The organism is Streptomyces sp. NPDC057249, from assembly GCF_042669245.1.
Taxonomy (GTDB): domain Bacteria; phylum Actinomycetota; class Actinomycetes; order Streptomycetales; family Streptomycetaceae; genus Streptomyces.
Genome location: NZ_JBHUXS010000002.1, coordinates 64,392 through 90,704 on the forward strand (window position 1 = coordinate 64,392; position 26,313 = coordinate 90,704).

Annotated in this window: 24 protein-coding genes and 1 tRNA gene; 10 read left to right on the forward strand and 15 right to left on the reverse strand. The window is 73.6% G+C overall.

Annotated features, from left to right (window positions below; genetic code table 11):
• Nucleotides 1-61 precede the first annotated feature (61 nt).
• Together ACFUJY_RS03940 and ACFUJY_RS03945 are read right to left on the reverse strand one after the other, a co-directional pair.
• Nucleotides 62-958 (reverse strand): sucrase ferredoxin, encoded by an 897-nt coding sequence (locus tag ACFUJY_RS03940; protein ID WP_383294083.1) that lies wholly within the window; start codon nucleotides 956-958, stop codon nucleotides 62-64.
• 16 nt (nucleotides 959-974) lie between these two features.
• Complete coding sequence (locus ACFUJY_RS03945; protein WP_383294086.1) at nucleotides 975-2,186, reverse strand: cupin domain-containing protein; 1,212 nt, start codon at nucleotides 2,184-2,186, stop codon at nucleotides 975-977.
• Between ACFUJY_RS03945 and ACFUJY_RS03950 the strand changes: the two genes are divergently transcribed.
• Complete coding sequence (locus ACFUJY_RS03950) at nucleotides 2,177-2,557, forward strand: hypothetical protein (protein WP_383294088.1); 381 nt, start codon at nucleotides 2,177-2,179, stop codon at nucleotides 2,555-2,557. The genes ACFUJY_RS03945 and ACFUJY_RS03950 overlap by 10 nt on opposite strands.
• Before the next feature lie 104 nt (nucleotides 2,558-2,661).
• Here the strand turns inward: ACFUJY_RS03950 and ACFUJY_RS03955 are convergent, their stop codons facing one another.
• Nucleotides 2,662-4,950 (reverse strand): glycosyl hydrolase family 18 protein, encoded by a 2,289-nt coding sequence (locus tag ACFUJY_RS03955; RefSeq protein WP_383294091.1) that lies wholly within the window; start codon nucleotides 4,948-4,950, stop codon nucleotides 2,662-2,664.
• Between the two features lie 211 nt (nucleotides 4,951-5,161).
• Between ACFUJY_RS03955 and ACFUJY_RS03960 the strand changes: the two genes are divergently transcribed.
• The 5 genes from ACFUJY_RS03960 to ACFUJY_RS03980 all read left to right on the forward strand — a co-directional run bounded on the left by ACFUJY_RS03960 (nucleotide 5,162) and on the right by ACFUJY_RS03980 (nucleotide 10,549).
• Nucleotides 5,162-5,234, forward strand: a tRNA-Cys gene (locus ACFUJY_RS03960).
• 27 nt (nucleotides 5,235-5,261) lie between these two features.
• Nucleotides 5,262-6,398, forward strand: a complete 1,137-nt coding sequence (locus ACFUJY_RS03965) for a gala protein (protein WP_383294094.1) — start codon at nucleotides 5,262-5,264, stop codon at nucleotides 6,396-6,398.
• Nucleotides 6,395-8,137: an ankyrin repeat domain-containing protein gene (locus ACFUJY_RS03970; RefSeq protein ID WP_383294097.1), complete on the forward strand. Its 1,743-nt coding sequence runs from the start codon at nucleotides 6,395-6,397 to the stop codon at nucleotides 8,135-8,137. The genes ACFUJY_RS03965 and ACFUJY_RS03970 overlap by 4 nt, the downstream gene beginning before the upstream one ends.
• Entirely contained in the window at nucleotides 8,134-9,345 is a 1,212-nt protein-coding gene (locus ACFUJY_RS03975; RefSeq protein ID WP_383294100.1) for an AAA family ATPase, read from the forward strand. Before ACFUJY_RS03970 ends, ACFUJY_RS03975 begins: the two co-directional genes overlap by 4 nt.
• 4 nt (nucleotides 9,346-9,349) lie before the next feature.
• Nucleotides 9,350-10,549, forward strand: a complete 1,200-nt coding sequence (locus ACFUJY_RS03980) for a VWA-like domain-containing protein (protein ID WP_383294104.1) — start codon at nucleotides 9,350-9,352, stop codon at nucleotides 10,547-10,549.
• Nucleotides 10,550-10,556: 7 nt separating this feature from the next.
• Here the strand turns inward: ACFUJY_RS03980 and ACFUJY_RS03985 are convergent, their stop codons facing one another.
• Entirely contained in the window at nucleotides 10,557-11,561 is a 1,005-nt protein-coding gene (locus ACFUJY_RS03985) for a fibronectin type III domain-containing protein (RefSeq protein ID WP_383294106.1), read from the reverse strand.
• Between the two features lie 147 nt (nucleotides 11,562-11,708).
• Here ACFUJY_RS03985 and ACFUJY_RS03990 point away from each other — a divergent pair, with 147 nt between their 5' ends.
• Nucleotides 11,709-12,770 carry an amidohydrolase family protein gene (locus ACFUJY_RS03990; protein ID WP_383294109.1) on the forward strand — a complete coding sequence of 354 codons (1,062 nt, stop codon included), beginning with the start codon at nucleotides 11,709-11,711 and terminating at the stop codon, nucleotides 12,768-12,770.
• 37 nt (nucleotides 12,771-12,807) lie between these two features.
• Complete coding sequence (locus ACFUJY_RS03995) at nucleotides 12,808-13,398, forward strand: TIGR03086 family metal-binding protein (RefSeq protein WP_383294111.1); 591 nt, start codon at nucleotides 12,808-12,810, stop codon at nucleotides 13,396-13,398.
• 267 nt (nucleotides 13,399-13,665) lie between these two features.
• On the opposite strand, the gene ACFUJY_RS04000 is transcribed toward ACFUJY_RS03995, so the two are convergent.
• Entirely contained in the window at nucleotides 13,666-14,349 is a 684-nt protein-coding gene (locus ACFUJY_RS04000; RefSeq protein WP_383294113.1) for an alpha/beta fold hydrolase, read from the reverse strand.
• A 60-nt stretch (nucleotides 14,350-14,409) separates the two neighbouring features.
• Between ACFUJY_RS04000 and ACFUJY_RS04005 the strand changes: the two genes are divergently transcribed.
• Nucleotides 14,410-15,234: a chitosanase gene (locus tag ACFUJY_RS04005; protein ID WP_383294115.1), complete on the forward strand. Its 825-nt coding sequence runs from the start codon at nucleotides 14,410-14,412 to the stop codon at nucleotides 15,232-15,234.
• Between the two features lie 71 nt (nucleotides 15,235-15,305).
• Here the strand turns inward: ACFUJY_RS04005 and ACFUJY_RS04010 are convergent, their stop codons facing one another.
• The 10 genes from ACFUJY_RS04010 to ACFUJY_RS04055 all read right to left on the reverse strand — a co-directional run bounded on the left by ACFUJY_RS04010 (nucleotide 15,306) and on the right by ACFUJY_RS04055 (nucleotide 24,806).
• Nucleotides 15,306-16,754, reverse strand: a complete 1,449-nt coding sequence (locus tag ACFUJY_RS04010; RefSeq protein WP_383294119.1) for a nucleobase:cation symporter-2 family protein — start codon at nucleotides 16,752-16,754, stop codon at nucleotides 15,306-15,308.
• Between the two features lie 274 nt (nucleotides 16,755-17,028).
• Nucleotides 17,029-18,426 carry an 8-oxoguanine deaminase gene (locus ACFUJY_RS04015; protein WP_383294122.1) on the reverse strand — a complete coding sequence of 466 codons (1,398 nt, stop codon included), beginning with the start codon at nucleotides 18,424-18,426 and terminating at the stop codon, nucleotides 17,029-17,031.
• 42 nt (nucleotides 18,427-18,468) lie between these two features.
• Complete coding sequence (locus ACFUJY_RS04020) at nucleotides 18,469-19,866, reverse strand: nucleobase:cation symporter-2 family protein (RefSeq protein ID WP_383294125.1); 1,398 nt, start codon at nucleotides 19,864-19,866, stop codon at nucleotides 18,469-18,471.
• A 67-nt stretch (nucleotides 19,867-19,933) separates the two neighbouring features.
• Nucleotides 19,934-20,866, reverse strand: a complete 933-nt coding sequence (pucL, locus tag ACFUJY_RS04025) for a factor-independent urate hydroxylase (RefSeq protein WP_383294128.1) — start codon at nucleotides 20,864-20,866, stop codon at nucleotides 19,934-19,936.
• A 7-nt stretch (nucleotides 20,867-20,873) separates the two neighbouring features.
• Nucleotides 20,874-21,266 (reverse strand): hydroxyisourate hydrolase, encoded by a 393-nt coding sequence (gene uraH, locus ACFUJY_RS04030; RefSeq protein ID WP_383294131.1) that lies wholly within the window; start codon nucleotides 21,264-21,266, stop codon nucleotides 20,874-20,876.
• A gap of 19 nt (nucleotides 21,267-21,285) precedes the next feature.
• Nucleotides 21,286-21,795 (reverse strand): 2-oxo-4-hydroxy-4-carboxy-5-ureidoimidazoline decarboxylase, encoded by a 510-nt coding sequence (uraD, locus tag ACFUJY_RS04035; protein WP_383294134.1) that lies wholly within the window; start codon nucleotides 21,793-21,795, stop codon nucleotides 21,286-21,288.
• 176 nt (nucleotides 21,796-21,971) lie between these two features.
• Nucleotides 21,972-22,349, reverse strand: coding sequence for a helix-turn-helix domain-containing protein (locus ACFUJY_RS04040; protein WP_383294137.1), 378 nt, complete (start codon nucleotides 22,347-22,349; stop codon nucleotides 21,972-21,974).
• Nucleotides 22,346-22,597 (reverse strand): hypothetical protein, encoded by a 252-nt coding sequence (locus ACFUJY_RS04045; protein ID WP_143618285.1) that lies wholly within the window; start codon nucleotides 22,595-22,597, stop codon nucleotides 22,346-22,348. Before ACFUJY_RS04045 ends, ACFUJY_RS04040 begins: the two co-directional genes overlap by 4 nt.
• 65 nt (nucleotides 22,598-22,662) lie before the next feature.
• The gene (locus ACFUJY_RS04050) at nucleotides 22,663-23,850 is read right to left on the reverse strand and encodes a lactonase family protein (protein WP_383294140.1); all 1,188 of its coding nucleotides are present in this window, start codon (nucleotides 23,848-23,850) and stop codon (nucleotides 22,663-22,665) included.
• A gap of 116 nt (nucleotides 23,851-23,966) precedes the next feature.
• A complete protein-coding gene (locus ACFUJY_RS04055) occupies nucleotides 23,967-24,806 on the reverse strand; it encodes a GntR family transcriptional regulator (RefSeq protein ID WP_383294143.1) in 840 nt (279 codons plus the stop codon).
• A 227-nt stretch (nucleotides 24,807-25,033) separates the two neighbouring features.
• Between ACFUJY_RS04055 and ACFUJY_RS04060 the strand changes: the two genes are divergently transcribed.
• Entirely contained in the window at nucleotides 25,034-26,302 is a 1,269-nt protein-coding gene (locus ACFUJY_RS04060; protein WP_383294146.1) for an extracellular solute-binding protein, read from the forward strand.
• The last annotated feature ends 11 nt before the right edge of the window (nucleotides 26,303-26,313 follow it).

The window sequence follows — 26,313 nt, forward strand, 5'->3', positions numbered from 1 at the left end:
TCCGTACCGCTGCGCGGAAACCCCGCCCCCGGCAGGCATGCCGGAGGCGGGGTTTCCGCGTTCAGCCGGCCCGGATCGAGGTGACCTCGTGGAGCATGGCCGCGCTCGTCGCCGGGCCGTTGCAGGTGAGCTGGTGCGGTGCGGCGCGGTGGGCGGTGACCTCCACGTCGTACGCGGTCGCGCGGGGCGGGGGGCCGGTGACGCGGACCAGCCAGTGCGGGCCGGCCCGGGAGGTGCCGGTGACCGTGTAGTCGTGGCGGCCCGCCGGACCGTTCCGGGCGAGCACCGCCGCCACCGCCGCCTGCTGGGCCGGGAAGAGGTCGGTGTACCCGCGCAGGTGCGCGGCGTGGACGCGGCCGGCGAGGTGCTGTTCGACCACGGCGACGGACGAGGCGGCGTCCAGACCGCCGTAGTACACGCCGTCGGGCGCGACGAGCACATTGGCGGCGAACCGGTCGCCGCCCACGTGGGTGCACTCCCACACCAGTTCGGGCCACCGCTCGGCCAGCGCGCGGGCCGCCGGGCGTCCGCGCAGCGCGCAGCAGGTGTCGTGGCGGCCGTGGGCGCAGACCAGGACGACCGGCGGGTGCCCGGGCTCCCCGGGCGCGTCGAGCGCGGCGGCGGCGAGGGCCAGGTCCTCGTCGCGGTCCCAGGTCCCCCAGTGCTGGCGGTGCGCGCCGGTGGCGTCGTACCGCAGCACGGCCCAGCGCCGGGGTCCCGCGTCGGCGGGACGGCGGCCGTGGCGGCGGATCAGGAGGATGCGGGCGCGCACCGCCCGGGCCGCGTCGTAGAGCCGGGACTTGGTCGCGGGTTCGAGCGGAAGGCCGTCGTAGCCGTTGGCCGGCCAGGGCGCGTGGTGCTCCACGAGGACCCAGACCAGGCCGTACGGGGCGGTGCCCGGGAGTGCGTCGCCCCGGGCCCGGGCCGCGTCGGCGCAGAAGAAGCGTTCCGCTGTCACCGGAGGCGTTCCCCGGTCACGGAGCGGCCGGGACGAGGACACCGGCGCGCAGCAGCCTCCCCGCGCAGGCCAGGCCGAGGTCGCCGGCGGTGCGCACCTCACCGGCGAGCAGGCGGGCCAGGGCCGGCAGATCCGCCTCCGGGAAGTCCAGCCACCCGGCCCGGGTGACCAGGCGGCGGCCCTCCAGGCGGGCTTCCAGTGCGCCCCGGAGGCGGACCGCGGTGCCGGGGCCGAGTCCGTCGACGGCGGCGAGCTGGGCGAGCGGGCCGAGCGGTGCGGGGCGGGCCTGGGCGCGCCGGGCGCGGTGGAAGGCCGGGGCGGGATCGGCGCCGGTGAGGGCCGCCACGAGGCGTTCGCGTACCGGAGCGGCCTCGCCGTCCGGGCCGGCCACGCCCAGCGGCAGGGAGGCGCGCATCCAGGGGTCCTCGCGCAGCTCCGCGAGCGCGGCGCGCATCAGCTGTTCGGCGAGCGCGTACCGGGTCCAGGTGTGGACGCCGAGCGTCAGGTGGACCGCGACCTCGCCCTGCGCCTCGGCGGCGTGCAGCCAGCCGCGCGGCAGGTAGAGGACGTCGCCGGGTCCGAGCACGGTGTCGAGGTACGGTGCGCCCCCGGCGGCCTCGGCGACGGCGCCCCGGTGGTCGGTCCAGGGCTGGTCGCGCAGCGGCTCGGGGTGCACGGGGCGGTGGACGATCCAGCGCTTGGTGCCCTCGATCTGGAGGACGAAGACGTCGTGGACGTCGTAGTGCGCGTCGAAGCCGCGGTTCTGCGGCGGGGTCACGTAGGCGTTGGCCTGCACCGGGTGGCCCAGTTCGGCGGCGAGAGCGGCGGTGAGGTCGCCGACGGGGGCCCAGGTGCGCTGGAGCGCTTGCAGGACGAGGGTCGCGCCGTCCGCGAACTCCCGCCACAGCGCGGTGTCGTCGACCTGGTCGCCGATGGTGGCACCGGCCCCGGCGGGCGAGGTGAACGAGGCGTCGGGCAGCGTGGCGCCGTTCTTGGCGACGCGGAGGAACGGCGTGCGCAGTCCGCGCCGCGAGACGAGTTCGTCCACGGCGGCGGCCGAGAAGAGGTCGGAGAAGTCACCGGCCCGGCGGGTGAGCAGGGCCTCGCGGCCCCAGAAGTCGGCCGCGAACGCGGCCCGGCCGGTGCCGGGCGTCAGGCGCGACTCCAGGACCCCGGGGTCCGCGCTCGCGGCCCGGGGGTCCTGGGTGCCGGTCGGGGATGTGCTCAAGAACGGCCCGCGCCGCCGTCGGCCCCGCCGTCCTGGACGCCGGGCGTACCCGAGGCGCCGCCGTCGGCCGGACCCTCGGCGCCCCCGTCCGCACCGCCGTCGTGGACGCCCGGCGTACCGGCCGCGCCACCATCGGCAGGCCCCTCGGCTCCGCCATCGGCACCGCCGTCCGCGCCGCCGTCGTGGACGCCCGGCGTACCGGCCGCGCCACCGTCCGCGGGGCCCTCGGCCCCGCCGTCGGCACCGCCGTCGTGGACGCCCGGCGTGCCCGCCGCACCACCGTCCGCGGGGCCTTCCTGCTGGTTCGGGTCCTGCTCGGGGCTGGTCATGGTTCCTCCCGCGCGTCGAACGGCTGGGGCCGGACCCGGTGACGGGGTCCGGTGTGAGGCACGGCGGTGCCACGGGGGCACCGCCGTGACCAGCCTACCGCTATGTGCGGTAAGTCTCGATTTGAGAGAAATGAACCGTTGAGAGGCTATTTCAGCCCGTTGTCGAGGGCGTCCATCAGCGTGCCCTGCGTGGTGTCACCCGACATCTCCCAGACCATGACGCCGAGCAGCCCCTTGTCCTTGACGTAGTCCGTCTTCTTGCCGATGGACCAGGTGTCGTCGAAGGACCACCACTGGCTGCCGGTGTACCCGTAGGTGGAGACGGACTGTTCGTCGTGGTGGACCGCCATCGTCGGATAGGCCCCGATGAGGTTCGAGTACCCCCGGGTGCCGGCCTCCTCGGCGAACTGGCCGGGGGCGGCCCCGCCCGCCGGCTGCCACTCGCCCGCGACTCCGCCGTCGGTGACGCCCTGCCAGCCGCGGCCGTAGAACGGGATGCCGAGGGTCAGCTTGCGGGGTTCGACGCCCGCGTCCGTGTACGCCTTGATGGCGCTGTCCGCGCTGAAGTGGAAGTCGTACGGGTCCTCGGTGTCGTTGTAGAGGTTGGCCTGGTGGCCGGTGCGGTTCGGTTCCCAGGAGTTGTCGCTGCCGGAGCCGTGGAAGTCGTAGCCCTGGACGTTGGCGACGTCGAGCGAGTCGAAGACCTTCAACAGGTCCCAGCCCTCGTCGATCTTCTGCGGGTCGGCGGGGGTGAAGGCGGTGAGGAGGCGGTGGCCGCCGCCCAGCGCGTCGAGCTGCCTGCGGAACTCGGCGAGCAGCAGGGTGAGGTTGTCCTTGTCGTCGGGCGAGTAGTGGTTGCCGGGGTGCCCGGTGCCGGTGCCCGGCCACTCCCAGTCGATGTCGAAGCCGTCGAAGATGCCGGCCGCGCTGCCCGGGCCGCCCGCGCCGTTGTACTCGGGCAGATTGCCCTTGATGTACATGTCGATGCAGGAGGAGACGAACTTCTTGCGGGCGGCGTCGGTGGCGGCCACGTCGGAGAAGTACTTGGAGTACGTCCAGCCGCCGAGCGAGACCACGATCTTCAGGTCGGGGTGCAGCTTCTTCAGCTTCTTGAGCTGGTTGAAGTTGCCGCGCAGCTTGGCCCAGCCGTCGTCCGCGACCCCGTCCACGGACTGGGCGGCGCTGAACGGGCGGGCGTAGTCGGCGTCCGCGTCACCCGCGCCGGTGCCCTGCTCGGGGTCCTGGGGGTCGGCGGTCGTGCCTTTGGTGACACCGTTGAGGCAGGTGAGGTTGTTCGGGTCGATGTTGGCGAAGGCGTAGTTGACGATGTCGAGCTTGTCGGCGGCTCCGGAGGTCTCCAGGTTCTTGACGAAGTACTGGCGGCCGTAGATGCCCCACTGGACGAAGTAGCCGACCTTGGCGTAGTTGCCGGCCCCGGCGATGTCGTCGGTCTTCACAGTGAGGGCGTTGCTCGCCGGGGAGGCGTTGTCGGCGGCGTCGCGCGCCTTCACGGTGAAGGTGTACGAGGTGGCGGGCGAGAGGCCGCCGACCGTCGCGGTGGTCGTGGTGCCGGAGACCGTGGTGGCCAGGGCGGAGCCCCGGTAGATGTCGTAGGCGGCGACGCGCTGGTTGTCCGTCGCGGCGGTCCAGGCCAGCGTCACGGACGAGGAGTCGGTGGCGGTGGCGCGCAGGGCGCCGGGGGCCGTCGGTGGCGAGGTGTCGGTGGCCGGGTCGACGGTGGTGACGGTCAGCGGGGCGCTCTCGGCGGAGACGTTGCCCCGGGTGTCCTTGGCCCGGACGGTGAAGGCGTAGGTGGTGGCCGGGGTCAGTCCGGTGACGGTGGCGGAGGTGGCCGCGGTGGCGGAGCCGACGACCTTGCCGCCCGTCAGGATGTCGTACGAGGCCACCGGGAAGTCGCCCGCGGTGGCGGCCGTCCAGGACAGCGACGCGGTACGGGCGGTGACATCGGTCTGCTTCAGCCCGCCGGGCACGCCCGGGGGCACGTCGGCGGACCCGTCGCACTTGTCGCCGTTGATCCGGCATCCGGTCGGTGCGGTGATCGGGCCGGTGGCGACGAACCAGAAGCTGTACGGCTCGGTGCTGCCGTGTGCGGCGACCGTGCCGTTGTAGTGCGCGTTGACGGCGGTGATGTGGCTGCCCAGGGTGGTGGTGGTCCCGTTGTACGAGGACTGGATCGCGACCCCGGCGGGCAGGTCGAACTCCAGGCTCCAGCCGGTGACGGCGGTGTCCGTGTCGTTGTGCAGGACGTAGGTGCCCTTCCACCAGGGGCCGTTGTCGGCGGTGGTGAAGGTCGCCGTGAGCTTGCCGGCCGCGTGCGCGGGGACGGCCTGCAGGGACAGGAGCGCGAGGAGGAGGCCGAGAACGGCGGACAGCGCGGTCGCCGTTCTCCGTCTCAGCGGTAGGTGCTCGAACATGGTTTCTCCCTTACGGCAGGGACCGGTGAGGCGGTCCTCGGGGAGGTGCGGAAGTCGTGCCATGGAGCACACGGGAAGGTAATTGGTCTGGACCAAGTCGTCAATAGGTACAGACCACTTGAGATTCCGGCGCCACGGGAGGCCGGCGCCCGGCCACCTGTGGGCGCAGGTGTGCGAATTGATCGCCGGCACGGTTAGGATCACCGACGGCAAGGCTGTAGCGCAGAGGTCGTCGCGCCCTAGCAGCAAGCTGGAGGACGTCGGTTCGAATCCGACCGGTCTTGCCGCCTTTTCGTAGACGGGGGTAAGAGATGTCGCAGCCGATGCCCGTGCGCTGTCCGGCCATTGACCATCCGGACCTGCCCCTCGCCGATCCGGCGCTGCTCGGGCCGCTGCTCGACCGCCTGGCGGCGCCGGGGGCCGTGGCGGAGGACGAGACGTTCCCGCTGGGCGCGCTGCGCGCCGACGGGCGGGTCGATCTCTGCAAGCAGGGGCTCGGCGCGGCCGGCGCCGCCCGGGTCATGCCCGCCGCCGCCCGCTCACCGCACGCCACCCACGTACTGCTCGGCACCAACTCCCTCGGCGACGAGGGCGCTTCGGCCGTGGCCGCGGCGACGGCCGGCTCCGGCCACGGGCTGCACACCCTCTACCTGGGCTGCAACCGCATCGGCGCCGAAGGGGCCGCCGCCCTCGCCTCCGCCCTGGCCGACGACGCCACCGTCCGGGCCCTCTGGCTCAAGCGCAACCCCCTCGGCGACGCGGGCGTCCGCGCCCTGCTCCCGATGCTGCGCCGCAACACCGCCCTGCGCACCCTCGACCTGGTCAACACCGGGGTCACGGCCGACGGGATCGCCGCCCTGCTGGACGTCCTGAGCACCCGTCCCCGCCCCGTCGAACGGCTCTTCCTCGGCGGCAACGGGCTGGGCGCCGACGCCGCGCCACTGCTGGCCCGGCTGATCCTGGACGCGGGGGTGCGGGAGCTGTACCTGTCGGCCAACCACCTCGGCGACGAGGGCGCCGCCGTCCTCGCGGGCGCCGCCGACCCGTCCCGCCCCGTCCGGCTCGGCCTGGGCGGCAACGGCATCGGCCCCGAGGGAGCCCGCGCCCTGGCCGGCGCGCTCGACGGGATCGAGGCGCTGGACCTGGGCCGGCCGCCCTCGGAACGCGCCCTCGGCGCCCCGCCCAACGTCACCGGGGACGCCGGGGCGCACGCGCTGGCCGAGGCGCTGCCGGGCAGTCCGCTGCGCCGCCTCGGACTCAGCCACACCGGGCTGACCGGCCGTGGTGCCAAGACCCTGCTCGCCGCCGTCGCCCCCGGGTCGCGGCTGGAGTACGTGGGCCTGGGCCCCGGGCTACCGCGCCGCGTGAAGCGCTCCTTCGCGACGCTGCTGCGTCCGGACGGCGGGGCCCACACCGATCTGCGCGCGGTCCGGAGCCTGTACCGATGAGCCGGCGGGACGCCGGGCCGTTCCTGTCCCCGCAGGAGGCGTCCAGTTGGCGCCAGGTCCGGAGCTACGCCGTGCCGCGCTCCGTGATCGAGGAGTCCGCCGCGCTGCGGGAGGCCGGCGACTGGCGCGGGGCCTGCGCGGCGGCCGGCGTCGACGTGCACGTCGACCCGGACGAGGTCTCCGCCCGGTACGGCACCGAGGTCGCCGAAGCCCTCCTCGCCGACCTCCGGGACCTGGTGCCGGACCTGCTGCGCTGGCACCTGCCCCGGATCCTCGCGGGCCGCTCGACGCTGGCCACCGAACGGACCGTCCTCCTCGCGGGCTACGGCGCCGCGCCGGACGCGTACCTCCAGGTGTCCACCCCGCCCATGGTCGACGGCCCGCAGCACCTCCCGCTCCGGTTCGGCCCGCTGCGGCGCCGGACCTCGGCCGGACTCACCGACGACTGGCGGTCGCTCGGGCACCTGTGGCGCGCGAGCCGGGCCGGTGAGCTGCGCGCCCGGGCCGGCGGCGGGGACCGGCTGCCGTTCCTCGCGGCCGACGGCTCCCCGCTTCCGGTGGACCGGTTGCCGCTGGAGGACCCGGGCGCCGACGACGAGGTGGCCCGCGCCGAGTGGCTGAACCTGCTGCACCACGAGGGCCGCGTCGCGGAGGCGCTGGCGGCGGCCGGGATCGAGTGGGACCCCACGCCCCCGGAGATGCCCTCCTACTACCGGACCGCCCCCGAGACGATCGTGGCCGGTCTCGCGCTGGACGTGCCCCGGCTGGAGGCGGAGGTGCGCCGGTTCGCCGCGCTCGGCACGGCGGAACGGTTCCAGATCGGCCACGACTGGCGGGCACGCGTCCTGCTCGACTTCACCGGGCCCGGACTCGACGGCCGGCTGCGTGTCAAGGTCGTCAACCGCGAGGCCGCCACGGACGCGGTCTTCCTCCCCGAGGCGCTCTGGCGCAGGCTGCCCGACCTGGACCTGCTCGGCGACGGCCTCCTGGCCCCGGCGGACCTGCATCCGCTGGTGGCCCGGTCGCTCTTCCCGGACCACCGGGGGCCGTCCGGGCCGCCCGGGGTCACGCCGCCCGCCCCGGTGCGGGTGCGCTGCCGGGGCGACTGGCACGAGGTCCGCTTCCGGGACGGGGCCCTCGGCTCCCCGCACACCGCGCGGGAGCGGCAGCGCGAGAGCGCCCTGCGCGCGTTCGGCGGGGCGGTCACCGGCTGCTTCGCCGTCGAGCACGCCTGCCTCACCGGCACGGGCCGGCTGCCCAGGGCGCTGGCCGCCCAGCGGCGCGACCTCTTCCTGCGCGCGCAGCACGGGGACACGGCGGGGGTCGTGGCGCTGCTGGACGCGGGCGTCGATCCGCGCATCCGGGACGGCGGCAGGCACACGCTGCTCCACGTACTGCCCCTGCTCGACCACACCGTGCTGCTCCCCCGGCTGCTGGCGGCCGGGCTCGACCTGGAGGCCAGGGACCACCGTGAGCGCACGCCGCTGAGCGTCGCCGTCTCGGGGCGCGGGCCGGCGGGGCTCGTCCGGGACCTGCTGGACGCGGGCGCCCGGATCGACGTGAGCGACCAGACCGGACTCTCGCTGGAACAGATGATCCGCAAGTACCGGCGGACCGACCTGAGGTTCCTCGCGGAACGGATGCTGAAGGAACACCCGGACGCCGGGTCCGAGTGGTGGGACGAGTGGAACGACGGCGAAGAGGACTACGACGCCGACGAGGAAGGTGAGGACGCGTGAGCACCGTGGCCCCCGGCATCCCCGCCCAGGCGCCGCACCCCCTGGACGCCGCCGACGCGCTCGACCGGCGGCTGCGCGCCACCCGGACCGAGACCGTCGCCAGCCCGCAGCTGGAGGCGCTGGCCCTGGCGGTGACCGCCAATCAGCCGGTGCTGCTCTGGGGCGAGCCGGGCATCGGGAAGTCGGCGGGGCTCGAACAGCTCGCGGCGGGCCTCGGCCTGGACCTGGAGACCGTGATCGCCAGCGTGCACGAGCCGTCCGACTTCGCGGGGCTGCCCGTCGTCGGCGACGACCCGGCCACGACCGGGGTGCCGATGGCGCCGCCGGACTGGGCGGTCCGGCTCGCCCGGAAGGGCCAGGGGCTGCTGTTCTTCGACGAGTTGTCCTCCGCTCCCCCGGCCGTGCAGGCCGCCCTGCTGCGGGTCGTCCTGGAGCGCCGGGTGGGCAGCCTGAAACTCCCCGACGCCGTGCGCATCGTGGCGGCGGCCAACCCGCCGTCGAGCGCGGCGGACGGCTGGCACCTGAGCCCCCCGCTCGCCAACCGCTTCGTGCACCTGCACTGGACGCACGACCCGCGCACCGTGGCGCGCGGCATGGCCGGCACCTGGCCCGAGGCGCCCGTCCCCGTGGTCGATCCCGCCCGGACCGCCGGCGCGGTGGCCCGGGCCCGGGGCGTGGTCTCCGGATTCCTCACCGCGCGCCCCGGCCTCGTGCACCACCTCCCGGCCGACGCGGAGGGCCGGGGCAGGGCCTGGCCGTCGCCCCGGACCTGGGACATGGCGCTGCGGCTGCTCGCCACCGGCTACGCGACCGGCACCGGCCGGGACGCCCTCGCCGCCGCCCTGACCGGGGCCGTCGGGGAAGGGGCGGGCATCGAGCTCCTGTCGTACCTGGAGAACCTGGACCTGCCCGACCCCGACCGGGTGCTGGCCGATCCGGACGCCTTCGCCCTGCCCGAGCGCGGCGACCGGCAACTGGCCTTCCTGATCGCGGTGGTGGCCGCCGTCCAGGCCGAGCCGACCCGTCCTCGCTGGGAGGCGGGCTGGGCGGTGCTGGCGAAGGCCGTGGCGGCCGGGGTGCCGGACGTGGCGGCCCGGGCGGCGGTGGACCTGGCGGCGATGCGGGACACCGACTGGCCGGTCCCGGAGGGCATCGACGCCTTCCTGGAACTCCTCCAGCTCTCCGGCGCGCTGCCGGGGAGCGCATGAGCCCGTGTCCGTACCGGAACGGCGGCCGACGCCGCTCACGCTGGACCACACCAAGCTGCTCGCCGCGCGGTACCGGGCGGCGAGCGACCGGCCGTACCTCGCGACCGCGCTCTACGCGCTGTCGGTGGTGGTGAGCGACCGGGTGCCGACGATGGGCGTGGACCGGCACTGGCGCTGTTACGTGTCACCCGCCTTCGTGGAACGGACGCCGGTCGCCGAGCTGGCCGGGGTGTGGGTGCACGAGGTCGCGCATCTGCTGCGCGACCACCACGGCCGGGCCGGCCGGCTCCCGGCGGCCGACCAGCGCGACGCGCACCGGGTCAACGTCGCCCAGGACTGCGAGATCAACGACGACCTGATCAGCGACGGTCTGCGGCTGCCGGAGGGGCGGATGGAGCCGGGGCTCTTCGGGCTGCCGGCCGGTCAGCTCTTCGAGGCGTACCTGCCCGCGCTGCCGCCGGGACCGCCGCCGCACAACTGCGGTTCGGGCGCGCACGGCCGCCCCGAGCCGTGGGAGCTGCCCGCTGCGGAGGGACCGTCCCCGCTGGGCACGACGGAGGCGGAAGCGCTGCGGCGGCGTACGGCCGAGTCGATGCGGGCCCACCGGCGCACCCGGGGCGAACTTCCGGCGGGCTGGCGGCGGTGGGCCGAGGAGGTCCTGGAACCGACGGTGGACTGGCGGCAGGCGCTGGCCGGTGCGGTGCGGGAGGCGGCGGCCTGGGCGTCCGGGGCGGTGGACTACACCTACCGCCGCCCGTCCCGGCGCGGTGCGGCCCTGCGCGGCGTCGTCCTGCCGACGCTGCGCCGCCCGCTGCCCCGGGTGGCCGTCGTGGTCGACACCTCGGGCTCGATGGGCGACGACGAACTGGCGGCGGCGCTGGGCGAGGTGACCGGGGTGCTGCGGGAGGTGGGCATCCGCGGCAACCGGGTCTCCGTGCTGGCCTGCGACGCCGATGTGCACGCCGTCTCGCGGGTGACCTCCGCCGACCAGGTCGCGCTCGGCGGGGGTGGCGGCACGGACATGCGGGTGGGCATCGCGAGGGCTCAGGCCGCCCCGGAGCGGCCCGGCATCGTGGTGGTCCTCACCGACGGGTACACCCCGTGGCCCGACGAGTCGCCCTCGTGCCGGCTCGTGGCCGCGCTGATCGGGGCGGACGCCCCGCAGCCGCCCGGCTGGATCGAGACGGTCCGGGTCCCCCTCTGACGCGGGCTCACCGGCCGAGGACCACCGTGAGCGGCTCCGAGAAGTCGCCCCACTTGCCGTCGGGCAGCTGGGCGCGCAGCGTGATCGCGTGGCTGGTGCCGCGCGGTTCGGCGGTGGTGTACTGGTAGGTCGCCCGTTTCGTGGGCGGTGCGTCGCCCCAGGCGATGGTGGTGGTCATCTTGCCGTCCACGTACAGCTGGTAGGTGTGGATCTCGCCGTCCGCCTCGGGCGGTGCCCACTCCAGGTCGACTGCGTACTCCTTGCCCTGGACCTTGTTCCTGGCCCGCAGGCCGGTGGGTGCGGTGCTCGCCGGGGCGCCGGGGTCCGACGCGGTGGTGAGGTGGAAGGCGTTGCTGTCGGGCGAGGAGGTGTCCGCGGCGTCGCGGGCCCGCACGGTGAAGGTGTAGGCCGTGCCGGGGCGCAGCCCGGTCAGGCGGGCCGTGGTCCCGGTGCCCGGCACGGTGTGGATGCGGGTGCCCTCCTGGTAGATGTCGTACGCGGTGACGCCGGTGTCGTCCGTGGAGCCGCCCCAGGAGAGGGTGGCGGCCCGGTTGCCGTCGGCCTTGCCGCGCAGCTTCGTTGGCCGGGTGGGGGGCCCGTGGTCGGCGGGCGTGGGCGCGGGGGTGGTGACGCGGACGGCCGCGCTGGGCGCGGAGAGATTGCCGGCGGCGTCGCGGGCGCGGACGGTGAAGGTGTACGCGGTCGACGCGGTGAGCCCCTCCACGTCGATCATCACCTTGGACGCGGGGACGGCCTTGACCTTCTTGCCCTCCCGGTAGACCTCGTAGCCGGTGACGGCCGTGTCGTCGGTGGCGGCCTTCCACATCACGTGCGCGGAGTTGGCGCTGCTCGCCTGCACCGTGACCCCGCGCGGTGCGGTGGGTCTGCTGGTGTCCCCCCGGTCCTCGGAACCGGAATCCGAACCCGGGCCGGAGCCGCAGGCGGTGGCGAGTGCGGCGAGGAGCAGGGCGGCGGCGCAGGCCTGCGCGCGACGCGGGTGAGGGGATCGCACGGTGTTGCCTTCCGTCCGGAAGCAATGGTCCAGACCTGTATCGCATGGGCCGGGCCCCGCCGACAAGAGTCCGGAGCCGAACCTTCCGCAATGTGCCGGTGTGCCCCTGTCCTCGGGCGCGCGCGGCACCTGACGTACCGTCTGCGGATGCTGTGCATACGAGGTGTGGTGCTGCCGGAGCGCGTGGAGCGGTCCTTCTGGATCGAGGGCGAGGTGCTCCGCGAGGGCGCCCCACCGGGCGGGCTCGCCGGGCGGGACGCCGAGACCGTGGTCGACGGCGGCTGGCTGCTGCCCGGACTGGTCGACGTACATACGCACCCCGGGGCCACCGACACGAGCGAGCCGTTCAGCGAGGAGCTGCTGCGCGAACAGCTGCGCGCGCACCGGGACGCCGGGGTCCTCGCCGTCCGCACCCCCGGCACGGCCGCGCGGATGCCGGCCTGGGTGGACGAGGACCGGGAACTGCCCCGCGTCACATCGGCGGGGCGGTGGCTGGCCACACCCGGCAGGTTCTTCCCCGGGTTCGGCCGGGACGTGAGCGAGGCGGAGCTCGTCCGGGCAGCGGTGGAGGAGTCGGCGGCCTCGTCCGGCTGGTGCAAGGTCGTCGGGGACTGGCGGCTGGACGAGCCCCCGGTGCCGCTCGCGCTGCTCACCGAGGTGGTGACCGCCGTCCACGCGGCGGGCGGCAAGGTGGCGGTGCACTGCCAGACCGCCGAGGGCACCCGCCACGCGGTCCTCGCGGGGGCGGACAGCCTGGAGCACGGGATGCATCTGGACCCGGGCCTGCTGGACCGGATGGCGGCGCAGGGCACGGCGTTCGTGCCGACGCTGGCGGCGTTCGGCAAGGGCGTGGACGCGATGCGGGCGCGGGAGCCGAGTGCGCGCCGCGATCTGTGGCTGGCCGGCTGGGAGACCATGTTCGGCAACGTCCGGGCCGCCCACGAGGCGGGCGTCACGGTGCTGGCCGGCACCGACTCGTTCCCCTGCGGGGCCGTGGCGAGCGAGGCGTCCTGGCTGCTCCGGGCCGGGCTGCCGGCCGAAGCGGCGCTCGGCGCGGCGTCCTGGACGGCGCGGTCCTGGCTGGGCCTGCCGGGCCTGGTGGACGGGGCGCCGGCCGACCTCGTCGCGTACGACACCGACCCGACCGTCGATCCGGCCGCGCTGGACCACCCGGTCCGGATCATTCTCCGGGAACAGGTGGTGCGCTGACCGATGAGTCGGCGGCGGTCCGGCAGTCTGCACCCGTATGGACTCACAACCGCTCGACCTGGAACCGGCCGCGCGCCGGATCACCGCTTCGCTCGACGCCGTGGACGACGGCGCGCTGGGGGCCGCGACACCGTGCCCCGACATGACCGTGGGCGCGCTGCTCGCCCACATCGAGGGTCTGGCCGTCGCCTTCCGCGACGCCGCCCGCAAGGAGCTGGGACCGGCCACGGACTCGGCGCCCTCCGTGGAGGACGGCGTTCTCGGCGCCGACTGGCGCACCACGCTGCCCGCCGCGCTCGACGGGATGGCGGCCGCCTGGCGCTCACCCGACGCCTGGGAGGGCATGACCAGGGCGGGCGGCGCGGACCTGCCCGGCCGGATCGCGGGGATGGTCGCGCTCAACGAACTGGTGCTGCACGGCTGGGACCTGGCGAAGGCGACCGGGCAACCCTTCGACGCCGAGGAGGCGCACCTGCGCAACACCCTCGCGCTGCTCGCGAACCGGGACGACGATCCGTCCACCACGTCCCCGTTCGGCCCGCCGGTCCCGGTCGCGGACGACGCGCCGCTGCTGGACCGGGCGGTGGCCCAGGGCGGGCGGCGGCCGGACTGGCGGCCGGCGGGCTGAGGGGCGTGGGGCGCGAGCGCCGGAGCACGCGCCCCGGAGCCACCGCGTCGCGGGGGCCCCCCCGGGGGGGGGGGCGCGGGGCACACGGGGGGCGAAGCGGTGGTCAAGGGGGGGCCGGGGGCGGGGGGGGGGGGGGGGGGGGGGGGCCGGGGGGGGGGCGGGGGCGGGCCGGGCGGCGGGGGGGGGGGGGGGGGGGGGGGGCGCCCCCGGCCGCCCCCCCCCGGCCCCCCCCGCGCCCCCCCCCCCCGGGGGGGCGCCGCGACGGGCTCAACTCGTGAAGAACTCCGTGATCCGCTGGGCCGTCTGCTCCGGGTCGGTCTCGTGCGGCCGGTGACCGCCGCCCATCGTGACCAGGTGGCAGTCCGGGATCATCGACGCCATGTCCTGGAGCCGCCCCTGCGGCATCGTGCTGCCCGGCCCCCCGGCCAGCATCAGCGTCGGCGCCACGATCTCCCCGAGGCCCCGCGCCCACGCCGCGTCCGGGTCCGCCAGCTCGCCGTTCACCGACGCCAGCACGGCCTCGTCGTAGTCGGCGGGCCCGTCCGGCTCGACGGCCGGGCCCGCCGCGCCCGGGAACGGCGGCGGGGTCTCCACCAGCACCAACCGCTCCACCCGGTCCGGGTGCTCCTGCGCGAGGAGGTGGGCGACGACCCCGCCCATGCCGTGGCCGACCACGCCCGCCCGGTCCAGTTCGCACTCGTCCAGGAACCCGAGCACGTCGTCGCGCATCAGCTCCAGGTCGTACTCATCGGGCCAGTCGCTTTTGCCGTGGCCGCGCAGGTCGATGCCGTACACCCGCCACTCGCGCCCCAGCAGGCTCCCGGCCGCTTCCCAGCTCGCCGCGCTCGCGCCGAGATCGTGCAGCAGTACGACGGGCGACCCGAACGGGTCACCCCAGCTCCGGTACGCCAGCCGCACGTCGCCGACATCCACCACAGACTGATCATCCATGCCCCCGACGCTACCGCCGAATGCGCCGGGATCACGCCCCTGGCCTGGCAGGCTGGAACGGTGAAGCTCACCCCGCGTGCCCTGGTCACCCCGTTCGCCGCCCTCCTCATGTCCGCGACCGCGCTCAGCGGCTGCGCCCAGGCCGGGGGTTGGTCCGGCAAGGGCTCGGGGGGCGGGCTCGCCGCGCCGGCGAAGAAGGACATCGCCATGCAGCTCGTCTCCAGCGCGGAGAACTCCACGCTCGACTGGAAGGCGCAGTACGGGTACATCGAGGACATCGGGGACGGGCGCGGCTACACGGGCGGCATCATCGGCTTCTGCTCCGGCACCGGCGACATGCTCCGGGTCGTGGAGCGGTACGCGCGCTCCCGGCCGGGCAACCCGCTGGAACGGTTCCTGCCCGCGCTGCGGAAGGTGAAGGGCAGCGACGCGCACACGGGGCTGGGCGGGCCGTTCACCCGGGCCTGGGCCGACGCCGCCGGTGACGCGCGGTTCCGGGAGGCGCAGGACGCCGAGCGGGACGCCTCGTACTTCGATCCGGCGGTGCGCCGGGCGAAGGAGGACGGGCTGGGCACGCTCGGCCAGTTCGCCTACTACGACGCGTACGTGATGCACGGGGAGGCCGACGCGGACGGCACCACCGGTTTCCGTACGATCCGGAGCCAGGCGCTCGACGCGGCCAGGACCCCCGCGGACGGGGGCGACGAGACCGCGTATCTCGACGCCTTCCTCGACGCCCGTGTCACCGCGATCCGCGAGGAGCCCTCGCACGGCGACACCAGCCGGGTCGAGACCGCGCAACGGGTGTTCCTCAGGAAGGGCAACCTGGACCTGAACCCGCCGCTCGACTGGAAGGTCTACGGCGACAGCTACCACATCGGCTGAACCGCCCCGGCCGGGACGCCGAGTGGCGCGTACGGCCAACCCCGTACGCGCCACGCTCTACTGACCCTACGTCAGTGGGTGGCCACCTCCATCGCCTTCGCCGGGTCGTGGCCGCCGGGTGCGGTGCCCGCCTCCGGGTCCGGTGTGCGGCCGAGGTGGTTGAAGGCCAGGTTGAGGACGATCGCGACCACGCAGCCGGTGGAGATGCCCGAGTCCAGGACGACGAGGAGGTCCTTCGGGAAGGCGTGGTAGAAGTCGGGCGCCGCGATCGGTATCAGTCCGACGCCGACGGCCGCCGCGACGATCAGCGCGTTCTCGCCCTTCTCCAGCGCGGCGCCGGCCAGGGTCTGGATGCCGCTGGCGGCCACCGAGCCGAACAGGACGATGCCCGCGCCGCCGAGGACCGGCAGCGGCACCAGCGCGATGACGGACGCGGCCACCGGGACCAGGCCGAGCAGGATGAGGATGCCGCCGCCGGCCGCGACCACGAAGCGGCTGCGCACCTTGGTCATCGCGACCAGTCCGATGTTCTGGGCGAACGCGCTGCACATGAAGCCGTTGAACAGCGGGCTGATGGCACTGCCCAGGGTGTCGGCGCGCAGCCCGCCCTCGATGGTCCGTTCGTCGGCGGGGCGGTCCACGATCTTGCCGAGGGCCAGCATGTCCGCGGTGGACTCGGTCATGCAGACCAGCATCACGATGCTCATCGAGACGATCGCGGCGATCTCGAACTGCGGGGCGCCGAAGTGGAACGGGGTGGGGAAGCCGACCGCGTCCGCGTTCTTGAGGGCGCCGAAGTCGGTGATGCCGACGGGGATCGCGATGAGCGTGCCGATGATCAGGCCGAGCAGGATGGCGATCTGCTGGAGGAACCCGCGCAGCAGTCTGCGCAGGGCCAGCACGATGACGAGGGTGACCGCCGCCATGGTGATGTTGGTGGTGGACCCGTAGTCGTGGGCGGTCGCGTTGCCGCCCTGGGACCAGTTGAAGGCGACCGGCAGCAGGGAGACACCGATCAGGGTGATGACCGTGCCGGTGACCACGGGCGGGAAGAAGCGGACCAGTTTGCAGAAGTAGGGGGCGAGGACGAAGCCGAGGAGGCTCGCGACGATGATCGCGCCGAAGATGACGGCGATCCCGTCGTGTCCCCGGTCCCTGCCGATCGCCACCATCGGGGTCACACCGGCGAACGAGACGCCGTTGACGAACGGCAGCCGGGCGCCTATGCGCCAGAAGCCGAGGGTCTGGAGCAGGGTGGCTATGCCCGCGGTGAACAGGCTCGCCCCCATCAGGAACGCGGTCTCCTCGGGGCTGAGGCCCACGGCGGGCCCCACGATCATGGGCGGGGCCACCACGCCCGCGTACATCGCGGCCACGTGCTGGAGGCCGCTGGTGAACATCTTCAGCGGGGGAAGGGTCTCATCGACCGGATGCTTCCGGTCGGACGGGGCCGTCACCGGCTCACCGTCGGGGTGGGGGGTCGCACTTGCGTCGTCGCGAAACCTGGGCGTAGCTGCCACGGCGGTTCCTCCGGTCGGGTACACGTCGGCGGTGACGTGGGTGTCAGGGAGGTGGTGCCGGGGGCCGGTCCGCCGGACCGGGCCCCGTGTGCTGCGGTGATGCGGTGAGGCAGGTCGAACGGCTGGTGCGGGCAGCCGGGATCGCCGGTGCGGGTGGCGCGTGCGCGTGGGCGGCGCGCCACCCGCACCGGTTGCCGCGGACCCCGCTCGGGTCCACGGCGGCCGGGCCGAGGGCCGTCCCCCTCGGCCGGCCGCTTGCGGGGCCGCCGGGCCGTCAGGCTCCGGCGGCGATCTGGGCGAGGCGGCGGGCCTCGTCGCGGGTGGCGCGGGCGATGGCCTCCTCGTCCGCGGTGACCAGGCGGCCGGACTCCACGACCGGCTTGCCGTCGACCAGCGACAGGGTGACCGGGGCGGCGGCGCCGAACACGAGCGCGGTGACCGGGTCGGCGATGGAGGCGTGGGCGAGGGTGTCCAGCTTCCAGAGGACCAGGTCGGCCAGCTTGCCGGGTTCCAGCGAGCCGGTCTGCGCGGCGCGGCCCAGGACCTGGGCGCCGCCGTAGGTGCCGAGGCGCAGGGCCTGGCGGGCGTTCAGGGCGCGTTCGCGGTGCGGGCCGAGGCGGTTGATGAGGAGGGCGTTGCGGAGTTCGGTGTGGAGCTCGCCGGACTCGTTGGACGCGGTGCCGTCGACGCCGAGGCCGACCGGGACGCCGGCGGCGAGCATGTCCGGGACGCGGGCGATGCCGGCGGCGAGGCGGGCGTTGGACGACGGGCAGTGGGCGACGCCGGTGCCGGTGCGGGCGAAGGCGGCGATGTCGGAGTCGTTCATGTGGACGCAGTGCGCCATCCACACGTCGTCACCGAGCCAGCCGGTGGACTCGAAGTAGTCGGTGGGGCCCATGCCGAACAGCTCGTGGCAGAACTTCTCCTCCTCCACGGTCTCCGAGCCGTGGGTGTGCAGCCGCACCCCCTTGCGCCGGGCCAGTTCGGCGCCCTGGCGCATGAGTTCGGTCGACACGGAGAACGGCGAGCAGGGCGCGACGGCGACCTGGGTCATCGCGTCGAAGGAGGCGTCGTGGTGGGCGTCGACGGTCGCCTCGGTGGCGGCGAGCGCGCCTTCCAGGGTCTCCACGGCGAAGTCCGGGGGCAGCCCGCCGTCCTTCTCGCTGCGGTCCATGGAGCCCCGGGCGAGGGTGAAGCGCACGCCCATGTCGCGGGCGGCCCCGATGATGGCACCGGACAGGTCGCCGGAGCCCTTCGGGTAGACGTAGTGGTGGTCCATGGCGGTGGTGACGCCGCCGAGGGCCATCATGGCGAGCGAGCCCTGCGCGGCGGCGCGGGCCATCGGCTCGTCGATGCGCGCCCAGGTCGGGTAGAGCGCCACCAGCCAGTTGAAGAGGTTGTGGTCCGTGGCCAGGCCCCGGGTGATCCACTGGTAGAAGTGGTGGTGCGTGTTGACCAGGCCGGGGGTGGCCAGGTGGCCCGTTCCGTCGATCCGGCGTACGACGTTCTCCAGGCCCTCGGGTGCCCGGCCGGCGCCGACGGACTCGATGCGGTTGCCGGCGACGACGACATAGCCCGAGGCGTACTCGGTGTCGGCGGCGTCGACGGTCGCGATCGAGCAGTTCTCGATGACGATGCGCTCCACCCGGTCGGGGGCTGCCGGTGCTGCCATGGTGCTTCCTTCTCTCATCTGGGACGTGGGCACGGCAGGACCCTAGGAGGATTTGAGTGCCACGGCGGTGCGGCCGTGGGTGCCGAGATGGTGGAAGAACAGGTTGAGCAGGACCGCGACGAGCGCTCCCGCACTGATCCCGGAGCCCAGGACGGTCTGGGCCCAGGACGGGAAGTCCGCGTAGAACCCGGGCGCGGCGAGCGGCACGATGCCCGCGCCGAGGGCCACGGCGACCAGGATGATGTTGGAGCTGTCGTCCAGGCCGGCCTCGGAGAGCGTACGGATGCCGCTGACCGCGATCGAGCCGAAGAGGACGATGCCGGCGCCGCCGAGCACGGGCATCGGGACGAGCGAGACGACCGCGCCGAGCACCGGGAAGAGGCCCAGGACCAGCAGGGCGGCCCCGGCCGCGGCGACCACGTAGCGGCTGCGGACCTTGGTGAGCGAGACGACGCCCACGTTCTGCGCGAAGGCGCTCGTGGGGAAGCCGCCGAAGACGGGACCGATGAGCGTGGCGAGGCCGTCGGTGCGCAGGCCCCGGGTGAGGGTGCGTCCGTCGGTGCGGCGGTCGCAGATCTCACCGACGGCCAGCATCCCGGCGGACGATTCGGTCATCAGGACGAGCATCACGATGCACAGCGAGAGGATCGCGGCCGGCTGGAACTCGGGAGCGCCGAAGGCGAACGGCGTGGGCAGAGCCGCCGTCGGGGCATCGCGCAGGGCGGAGAAGTCCGCGAGGCCGAAGGGGACGGCGGCCAGCGTGCCGATCAACAGACCCATGAGCAGTGCGACCTGGCGCAGGAACCCCCGGCCGAAGCGCTGGATCAGCAGGATGACGACAAGGGTGAACGCGGCGAGTGCGAGGTACTTCATGTCACCGAAGTCCGTGGCGTTCTTGTCGCCGCCCTGTGCCCAGGAGACCGGTACGGGCATCAGGGTGACCCCGATGAGGGTGATGACGACGCCGGTGACCAGCGGCGGGAAGAAGCGCAGGAGTCTGCCGAAGAACGGTCCGACGGCCAGGCAGAACACCCCGGCGACGAGCACCGCGCCGTAGATCGCGGGGAGTTGGTGCCCGGGCGCGTTGGTCTCGGCGATGGCGAGCATCGGGGCGATGCCGGCGGAGGAGGCGGCGTTGACGAACGGCAGCCGGTTGCCGGCGAGGCCGCCGATGCCGAGGGTCTGGAGCAGGGTGGCGCAGCCGGCGATGAGCAGGCTCGCCGCGATGAGCCGGGTCATGCCCGCCGCGTCGAGGCCGACGGCCTGTCCGATGATCAGCGGAGGGGTGACGACGCCGGCGTACATGGCGGCGATGTGCTGGAGGGCGGCCGGGAGGAGCCGCGAGGGGGTGAGCTTCTCGTCCACCGGGTGCACCGCACGCTCCGGCGGGGTGGAACAGGGGCCTTCTGCTTCCGCGGGCCCGGATGCTGGCTGTGCCATGAGGGTTCCCTCCGGCCCGGCCGGTGCCCGTCCGCGAGGAACGGACGGGCACCGGCGCGGCGCCGCGTCAGAGGTTGGTCATGTCGACCGGGATCTGCGGCTCGACGCCGTCCCGGAGCACGGTGCCCTCGATGAGCCCGTACGGACGGTCGGCCGCGAAGTACACTGCACCGTCGGCGGTATCGTTCTTTAGTCCGAACGGCTCCAAGTCCACGAGGAAGTGGTGGTTGTTCGGCAGTGAGAAGCGGATCTCGTCGATCTCGCTGCGGTTGTTGATGATGCGCGAACCCATCTGGTACAGGGTCTGCTGGAGCGAGAGCGAGTACGTCTCGGCGAAGGCGTGCAGCATGTGCTTGCGCGCCTGCTCGTACGACTTCTCCCAGTTCGGCATGCGCTGCTCGTCGCTGGTCCAGTTGTAGCGCCAGCGGGCGGAGACGTCGGTCGCGAGGATGCGGTCGTACGCCTCCTTGAGCGTCGTGTACTTGTCCTTGACGTAGCCCCAGAACTCGGAGTTGGTCGAGTTCATCACGGTCAGGTCCTTGAGCCCGGAGACGACCTGCCACTTCTCACCGTCGAAGGTGATCTGGGCGGTGCGGATCTCCTGGTTCTTGCGGACGAAGGAGTGCTTGACCTCGTCGGAGCCGATGAAGCGGGAGTTCGCGTCGGAGGTGGCGATCCGCTCCCAGGCGTACTCCTCGATCCGGATGCGCGCGGTCTTGATCGGCTCCTGCGAGGTCACGAAGTGGCGGGCGAGGTGGATGCCGAACTGCTCGGCGGACTCGATCCCGTGCTCCTTGGCGAACGCGAACACCGTGTTCTTGGTGGTGTCCGTGGGCAGGACGTGCGCATTGGAGCCGGAGTAGTGGACGTCGTCCATCTCGCCGGAGAGCGCGACCGAGACGTTCAGGTCCTTGATGTGGTGGGTGTCGCCGTCCCGCGTGATCTTGACGACGCGGTTCTCTGCTTTGCCGTACTGGTTCTGGCCGAGAATCGTGGGCATGTGTCTGCTAGCTCCCTCGGTATACGGAGTAGCCGAACGGGTTGAGCAGCAGCGGTACGTGGTAGTGCTCGCCCGGGATGACGGCGAAAGTGATCGCCACCTCGGGGAAGAACGCGCCGCTGTCCCTTACGCGGGGGGCGTCCTGCTGCGCCTCGGCTTGCTTCTTGGCTGTGAAGTACGGCTCGGTCTCGAAGTCGAGCCGTACGTGGGTGGTGCCCTCCGGCAGGGCCGGCAGGTCCTTGCAGCGCCCGTCCGCATCGGTCGCGGAGCCCCCGAGCGTCACCCACTCGGCGTCGGCGCCCGGGCGGGCGGCGAGCGAGACGGCGACGTCCGCGGCGGGGCGGCCGATGCTGGTGTCCAGGATGTGGGTGGACACCGATGCGGTGGCGAAGGTGCTCAAGACCTTCCCTCTCCTTCTGTTACGCGTCTTCCGTGACGAGGCGGGTGAGGCGGATGCGGTTGATCTTGCCCAGTTCGGTGCGCACGATCCCCCGCTCCTGCTCGGGCGAGTTCCCGATGCGGGACTTCACCGCGTCGCGCATCTGCTCACCGGTGGCGCCGGTGGCGCAGATCAGGAAGACATGTCCGAACCGCTCCTGGTAGGCCAGGTTGAGTTCGAGCATCTCGGCCTTGAGCTCCTCGGACGCCCCGGCCATCCCCCGCTGTTCGCGGGAGGAGGTCGGGTCCCCGGGCTTCGGGCGGCCGATCGGCGGGTGACCGGCCATGGCCTCGGCCAGGTCCTCCGCGCCGAGTGCCGCCGTGGCGGTGTCGCTCGCGGAGAGCAGGGCTTCGGTGGTGGCGTACGGGCGGTGGGCGAGGATCGCTCGCCCCCAGGCCGCACTGGCACACACCTCGTGCAGTGCGGCGGTCGCCTCGGCGTCCGCCTGGGTGTTGAACCGGGCGAGGCCCGGCGTGGAGCTCGAAGTCACGGGAGCCTCCGTGGCTGTTCTTCGCTGTGCGTTGGTCGGGCTGCGGATAGCTAACGCCCTCCGCAACACGACGTCAACAGTTTGTTGAAATTCCGTTCACCGAAAAGGCCGCCGCCCGGTGGTCCGGGCGGCGGCCTGATCGATCATGTGTCGGTTTCCGGCACCGACGGGCCCAACTACCCGCCCTTGGCCCCGTTTTCCCTGTTCAGGTAGTTGTACACGGTGAACCGGGAGACCCCGAGGGCCCCCGCCACGGTCTCAACCCCGTGGCGTACGGAGAAGGCACCGCGTGCCTCCAGGAGCCGGACGGCCTCCTGCTTGGCCTTGCGGTCCAGCTCGGCCAGCGGCATGCCGTGCCGGCGCTCCATCGCGGCCAGGATGTGGTCCAGCGACTCCGAGAGCTGGGGCAGCCGCACCGCCACGACGTCCTCGCCCTCCCAGGCCAGCACCACGTCGTCGGGGTGCGCCTCACCGGGGCCGACGAGCTCGGCCCCCATGGCGTCCGCGAGCGGCTTCACGGCGGTGACGAGGGGGTGGTCCACCGGTCCGGTCACTTCGGGTCCTCCCCGATGACGTTGACCTGGAGCGAAACCCGGGTGGCACCCGATGCCAGCGCTTGCCGCAGCAGGCTGTCCACGGCGGTGAGCACCTGGTCGGCTCCGCCCTCCGCCGTGTTGCCGAACGGGCCGACGTCGACGGCGTCCAGCTCGGCCCCCTGGATGACCTCGCGCGCCACGACCGCGTGCGCGGGCGCCTCGTCCAGATCGAAGGGCTCGGTGGTGAACTCCACTCTCAAGCGCACTGTGCCTCCCTCATGCGTCCCACCGCGTCCGGTGCGACCTGCGGCTCGGGCTCGACCCTAGCGCCCTACACCGGCAGCACGCAGACCGCCGCCGGGGCCGCGTACGGGGTTCCGACCGAGGTCAGGGAGCCGGATTCGGCGTCCACCCGGAAGGCGGTGACCGTGCCGGACCGCTGGTTGGCGGCGAAGAGCAGGGTGCCGTCCGGAGAGAACGCGGTGTGCCGGGGGAAGTCGCCGCCCACGGGAACCGTGCCGAGCAGGCGCAGCACGGCCCCGCCGTCCTCGGTCGCGTACCGGGTGATGCTGTTGTGCCCCCGGTTGGCGAGGTAGGCGAACCGGCCGTCGCCGGTGACCAGGAACTGCGCGGGGTAGCTGGTGCCGGAACCGGTGCCGGTGGACTGCGGGTCCCCAGGGGTGAGCGCACCCGTGGCGGGGTCGTAACCGCAGACCACCGCCGTGTTGTCGAGTTCGCAGGCCAGGTACGCGTGGCGCCCGCCGGGGTGGAACGTGAGGTGGCGGGGGCCGGCGCCCGGCCGCAGCGTGGCGTACGAGACCTGCTCCAGGGTGCCGCGCGTCTCGTCCAGCCGGTACGTGTACACCGTGTCGTTCCCGAGGTCGGCGGCGAGGACGTGGCCGCCGTCGGGCGAGATGATGATCTGGTGCGCGTGCGAGCCGCCCTGCCCCGGTCCGGGGGCGGGCGAGCCGTGGACGACCAGGTCGGTGCGCTCGCCCACCGACCCGTCGTCGGCCAGGGGGTGTACGGCGACGCTCCCGGAGGTGTAGTTGGCGCTGAGCAGCCACCGCCCGCCCGGGTGGACCGAGAGGTGGCAGGGCCCGGCACCGCCGGTGGACCGGGTGCCGAGGACGCGGAAGGTGCCGTCGCCGGCGAGGGCGACGGCGGTGACGCCGCCGTTCTGCTGCTCGTCCACGGCGTAGAGCGTGGCGCCCGTGGGGTGGAGGGCGAGGTACGACGGGTTCTCGACGCCCGTGACGACGGTGCGGGCGGTGATGCTCCCGGCCGCCCGGTCGTACGCGGCGACGCCGATGCCGGTGCCGCCCGGACTGGTCGAGGTGTAGGTGCCGAGGTAGAGGGTGCCGGTGCCGCGGGTCGCGGGGCGGCCGGGGTGCGGCGGGTGGTGGGGGTGGTGGGGCACGGCGCGGTGCGCGGCGCGCGGGAGGCTGGGGGCGGCGGCGAGGGCGCCGCCCGCCAGGAGGGCGCCGAGCAGGGTGCGGCGGCTGGTGGGGGACGTCATGCGAGGCACCTCGTGGGGTCGGTTGCGTCGGATGTGCCAGCCACAGTGGCCCTGCCCGGCACCCACCGCAAGAGGTGCACCGGCCATTGCGCGGAGCGCAACGCGTCGGGGCGCTCTCAGTCCCCGGACTGGATGTCGCCGCGCGTCGAGGAGGTGATCGGCTCCCGCTGCGCGAAGTCGCCCGGCGGGATGCCCGGGTGGTGGCCGCCCTCGACCGGCTCGACGGCGGCGGCCGGGCCGAGGGCCAGCCGGGACACGATGCGGTAGCGGTCGCCCCGGTAGAGCGAGTGCACGTACTCGACGGGGCGCCCCGTGGTGTCCGAGGTCAGCCGCTCGAAGAGCAGCGCCGGGGACAGCTCGGGCACGTCCAGGAGGCTGGCCTCGGCCCGGGTCACCACGGTGGGCTCGATCGCCTGGACCGCCTCGTGGACGTGCACGTCGTGGCGCTCGCGCAGGTGCTCGTACAGGTCGCCGCTCTCCAGCTCCTCGGCGGACAGACCGGGCACCAGCTCGGCCCGGATGTGCAGGTGCTCGATGGCCATGGGCGCACCGTCGACCAGCCGGAGCCGGGCGACGTACACGATGTCGGCCGCCGGTGACATGCGCAGCTTCCGGCCGACCCGGGCACCGGCCTGGAGGGTGGTGAACTCCAGCAGCCGGCTCGACCAGGCCCCGGCCGCCTGCGGCACCGACAAGGCGAGGTCCGCCGAGATCAGCTCCTGGGTGATCTTCTCCGGGGCGACGAACATGCCCCGGCCGTGCTCCCGCACGAGGAGCCCCGTCGCGACCAGTTCGTCCACCGCGGCGCGCAGGGTGGGCCGGGAGACGCCCAGCGCGGCGCACAGGGACCGCTCCGAGGGGATCGCGTCGCCCGGCCGCCGGGACTCGATCATTTCCAGGATGGCGTCGCGGGCCCGCTCCCGTTTGAGCACCGTCCCCGATGCGTCGGCGTCCATGCGCTGCCCCCTTCTGGCGGGTTGGGTACCTGACCACTGGATCACTGGTCAGGTGGATTGTAGCCGCTCTTGCGAGCCATCCCTCCCAGAGATCGCCAAAATCCTTTGAATACAAGGGGCTTGACGGCTCCATTGGTCCATGCCACCTTCATGCCCCAACAAGAGGTGAGCTGTCCAGCGGCCTTCACTGGTCAGGTGGTCAGGTCCTGTTCTCCCAGAGGTGAACCGTGAAGTACCGCTTGCTTGCCGGTGGGTCCGCGCTCGTGCTGGCCGCCGTCCTCAGCGCCTGTGGCTCGTCCGACGACTCCTCCGACTCCTCCGGTGACGGCCGGACGAGCATCGACGTCTGGCTGATGCGCGACAGCGTCTCGGCCCAGTTCCAGAAGGAGTTCGTCCAGGGCTTCGAGAAGGCGCACCCCGACATCCGGGCCCGGATACAGATCCAGGAGTGGGACGGCATCGGCGAGAAGATCACCGCCGCACTCGCCAGCAACGACGCCCCGGACGTCATCGAGAGCGGTAACACCCAGGTCGCCCAGTTCGCGCAGAGCGGCGGGCTGCTCGACCTCACCGACAAGGTGGACGAACTGAACGGCGACGACTGGCTCAAGGGGCTCGCCGAGCCGGGGGCGTACGAGGGCAAGCAGTACGGCATCCCGTACTACGCGGCCAACCGCGTGGTCATCTACCGCACCGACCTCTTCGAGAAGGCGGGCATCGACGCGAAGACCATCAAGACCCGCGACCAGTGGATCGCCGCGACCGAGAAGCTCAACAAGGGCGGCAACCAGGGCATCTACCTGCCGGGCCAGACCTGGTACGCCCTGGCCGGCTTCGTCTGGGACGAGGGCGGCGACCTCGCCACCGAGTCCGGCGGCCAGTGGAAGGGCGCCCTGGACACCCCGGAGGCGCTGCGCGGCATGGAGTTCTACGGGAAGCTGCAGGCGCTCGGCAAGGGACCCAAGGACGCCGACGAGGCCGACCCGCCGCAGGCCGACGTGATGGCGCAGGGCAAGGTCGCCCAGGTCATCTCCACCCCGGGCGGCGCCAACGTCGTCATCGAGAAGAACCCGGACCTGAAGGGGAAGCTGGGCTTCTTCCCGATCCCCGGCAAGACCGCCGACACCCCGGGAGCCGTCTTCACCGGCGGCTCGGACCTGGTGATCCCCACCGCGTCCGGCAAGCAGGACGCCGCGCTCACCTTCATCAAGGAACTCACCGGCGACACCTGGCAGAAGAAGCTCGCCGTCGCCATGAGCTACGTGCCCAACCGCACGACGCTCGCCTCCGCCGTGGCCGCCGACCCGGGCGCCGCCGCGATGGCGGTCGGCGCGGCGAACGGCCACGCCACGCCCAACACGCCGAGCTGGGCCGCGGTCGAGGCGGAGAACCCGATCAAGGACTACATGACCGCCGTGCTCACCGGCGGTGATCCGGCGAAGGAGGCCGCCAAGGCGTCCGCCGACATCACCCGGGCCATGAACTCCGGCTCCTGATCCGCCGCCCG

Coding starts and splice junctions, on each gene's coding strand:
- ACFUJY_RS03950 (WP_383294088.1), top strand. CDS start 2,177: ATGTGCTCAAGAACGGCCCGCGCCGCCGTCGGCCCCGCCGTCCTGGAC.
- ACFUJY_RS04050 (WP_383294140.1), bottom strand. CDS start 23,850: ATGACGTCCCCCACCAGCCGCCGCACCCTGCTCGGCGCCCTCCTGGCG.
- ACFUJY_RS04015 (WP_383294122.1), bottom strand. CDS start 18,426: ATGGCAGCACCGGCAGCCCCCGACCGGGTGGAGCGCATCGTCATCGAG.
- pucL (WP_383294128.1), bottom strand. CDS start 20,866: ATGCCCACGATTCTCGGCCAGAACCAGTACGGCAAAGCAGAGAACCGC.
- ACFUJY_RS03970 (WP_383294097.1), top strand. CDS start 6,395: ATGAGCCGGCGGGACGCCGGGCCGTTCCTGTCCCCGCAGGAGGCGTCC.
- ACFUJY_RS03955 (WP_383294091.1), bottom strand. CDS start 4,950: ATGTTCGAGCACCTACCGCTGAGACGGAGAACGGCGACCGCGCTGTCC.
- ACFUJY_RS04000 (WP_383294113.1), bottom strand. CDS start 14,349: ATGGATGATCAGTCTGTGGTGGATGTCGGCGACGTGCGGCTGGCGTAC.
- ACFUJY_RS03995 (WP_383294111.1), top strand. CDS start 12,808: ATGGACTCACAACCGCTCGACCTGGAACCGGCCGCGCGCCGGATCACC.
- ACFUJY_RS03990 (WP_383294109.1), top strand. CDS start 11,709: ATGCTGTGCATACGAGGTGTGGTGCTGCCGGAGCGCGTGGAGCGGTCC.
- ACFUJY_RS04020 (WP_383294125.1), bottom strand. CDS start 19,866: ATGGCACAGCCAGCATCCGGGCCCGCGGAAGCAGAAGGCCCCTGTTCC.
- ACFUJY_RS04055 (WP_383294143.1), bottom strand. CDS start 24,806: ATGGACGCCGACGCATCGGGGACGGTGCTCAAACGGGAGCGGGCCCGC.
- ACFUJY_RS03965 (WP_383294094.1), top strand. CDS start 5,262: ATGTCGCAGCCGATGCCCGTGCGCTGTCCGGCCATTGACCATCCGGAC.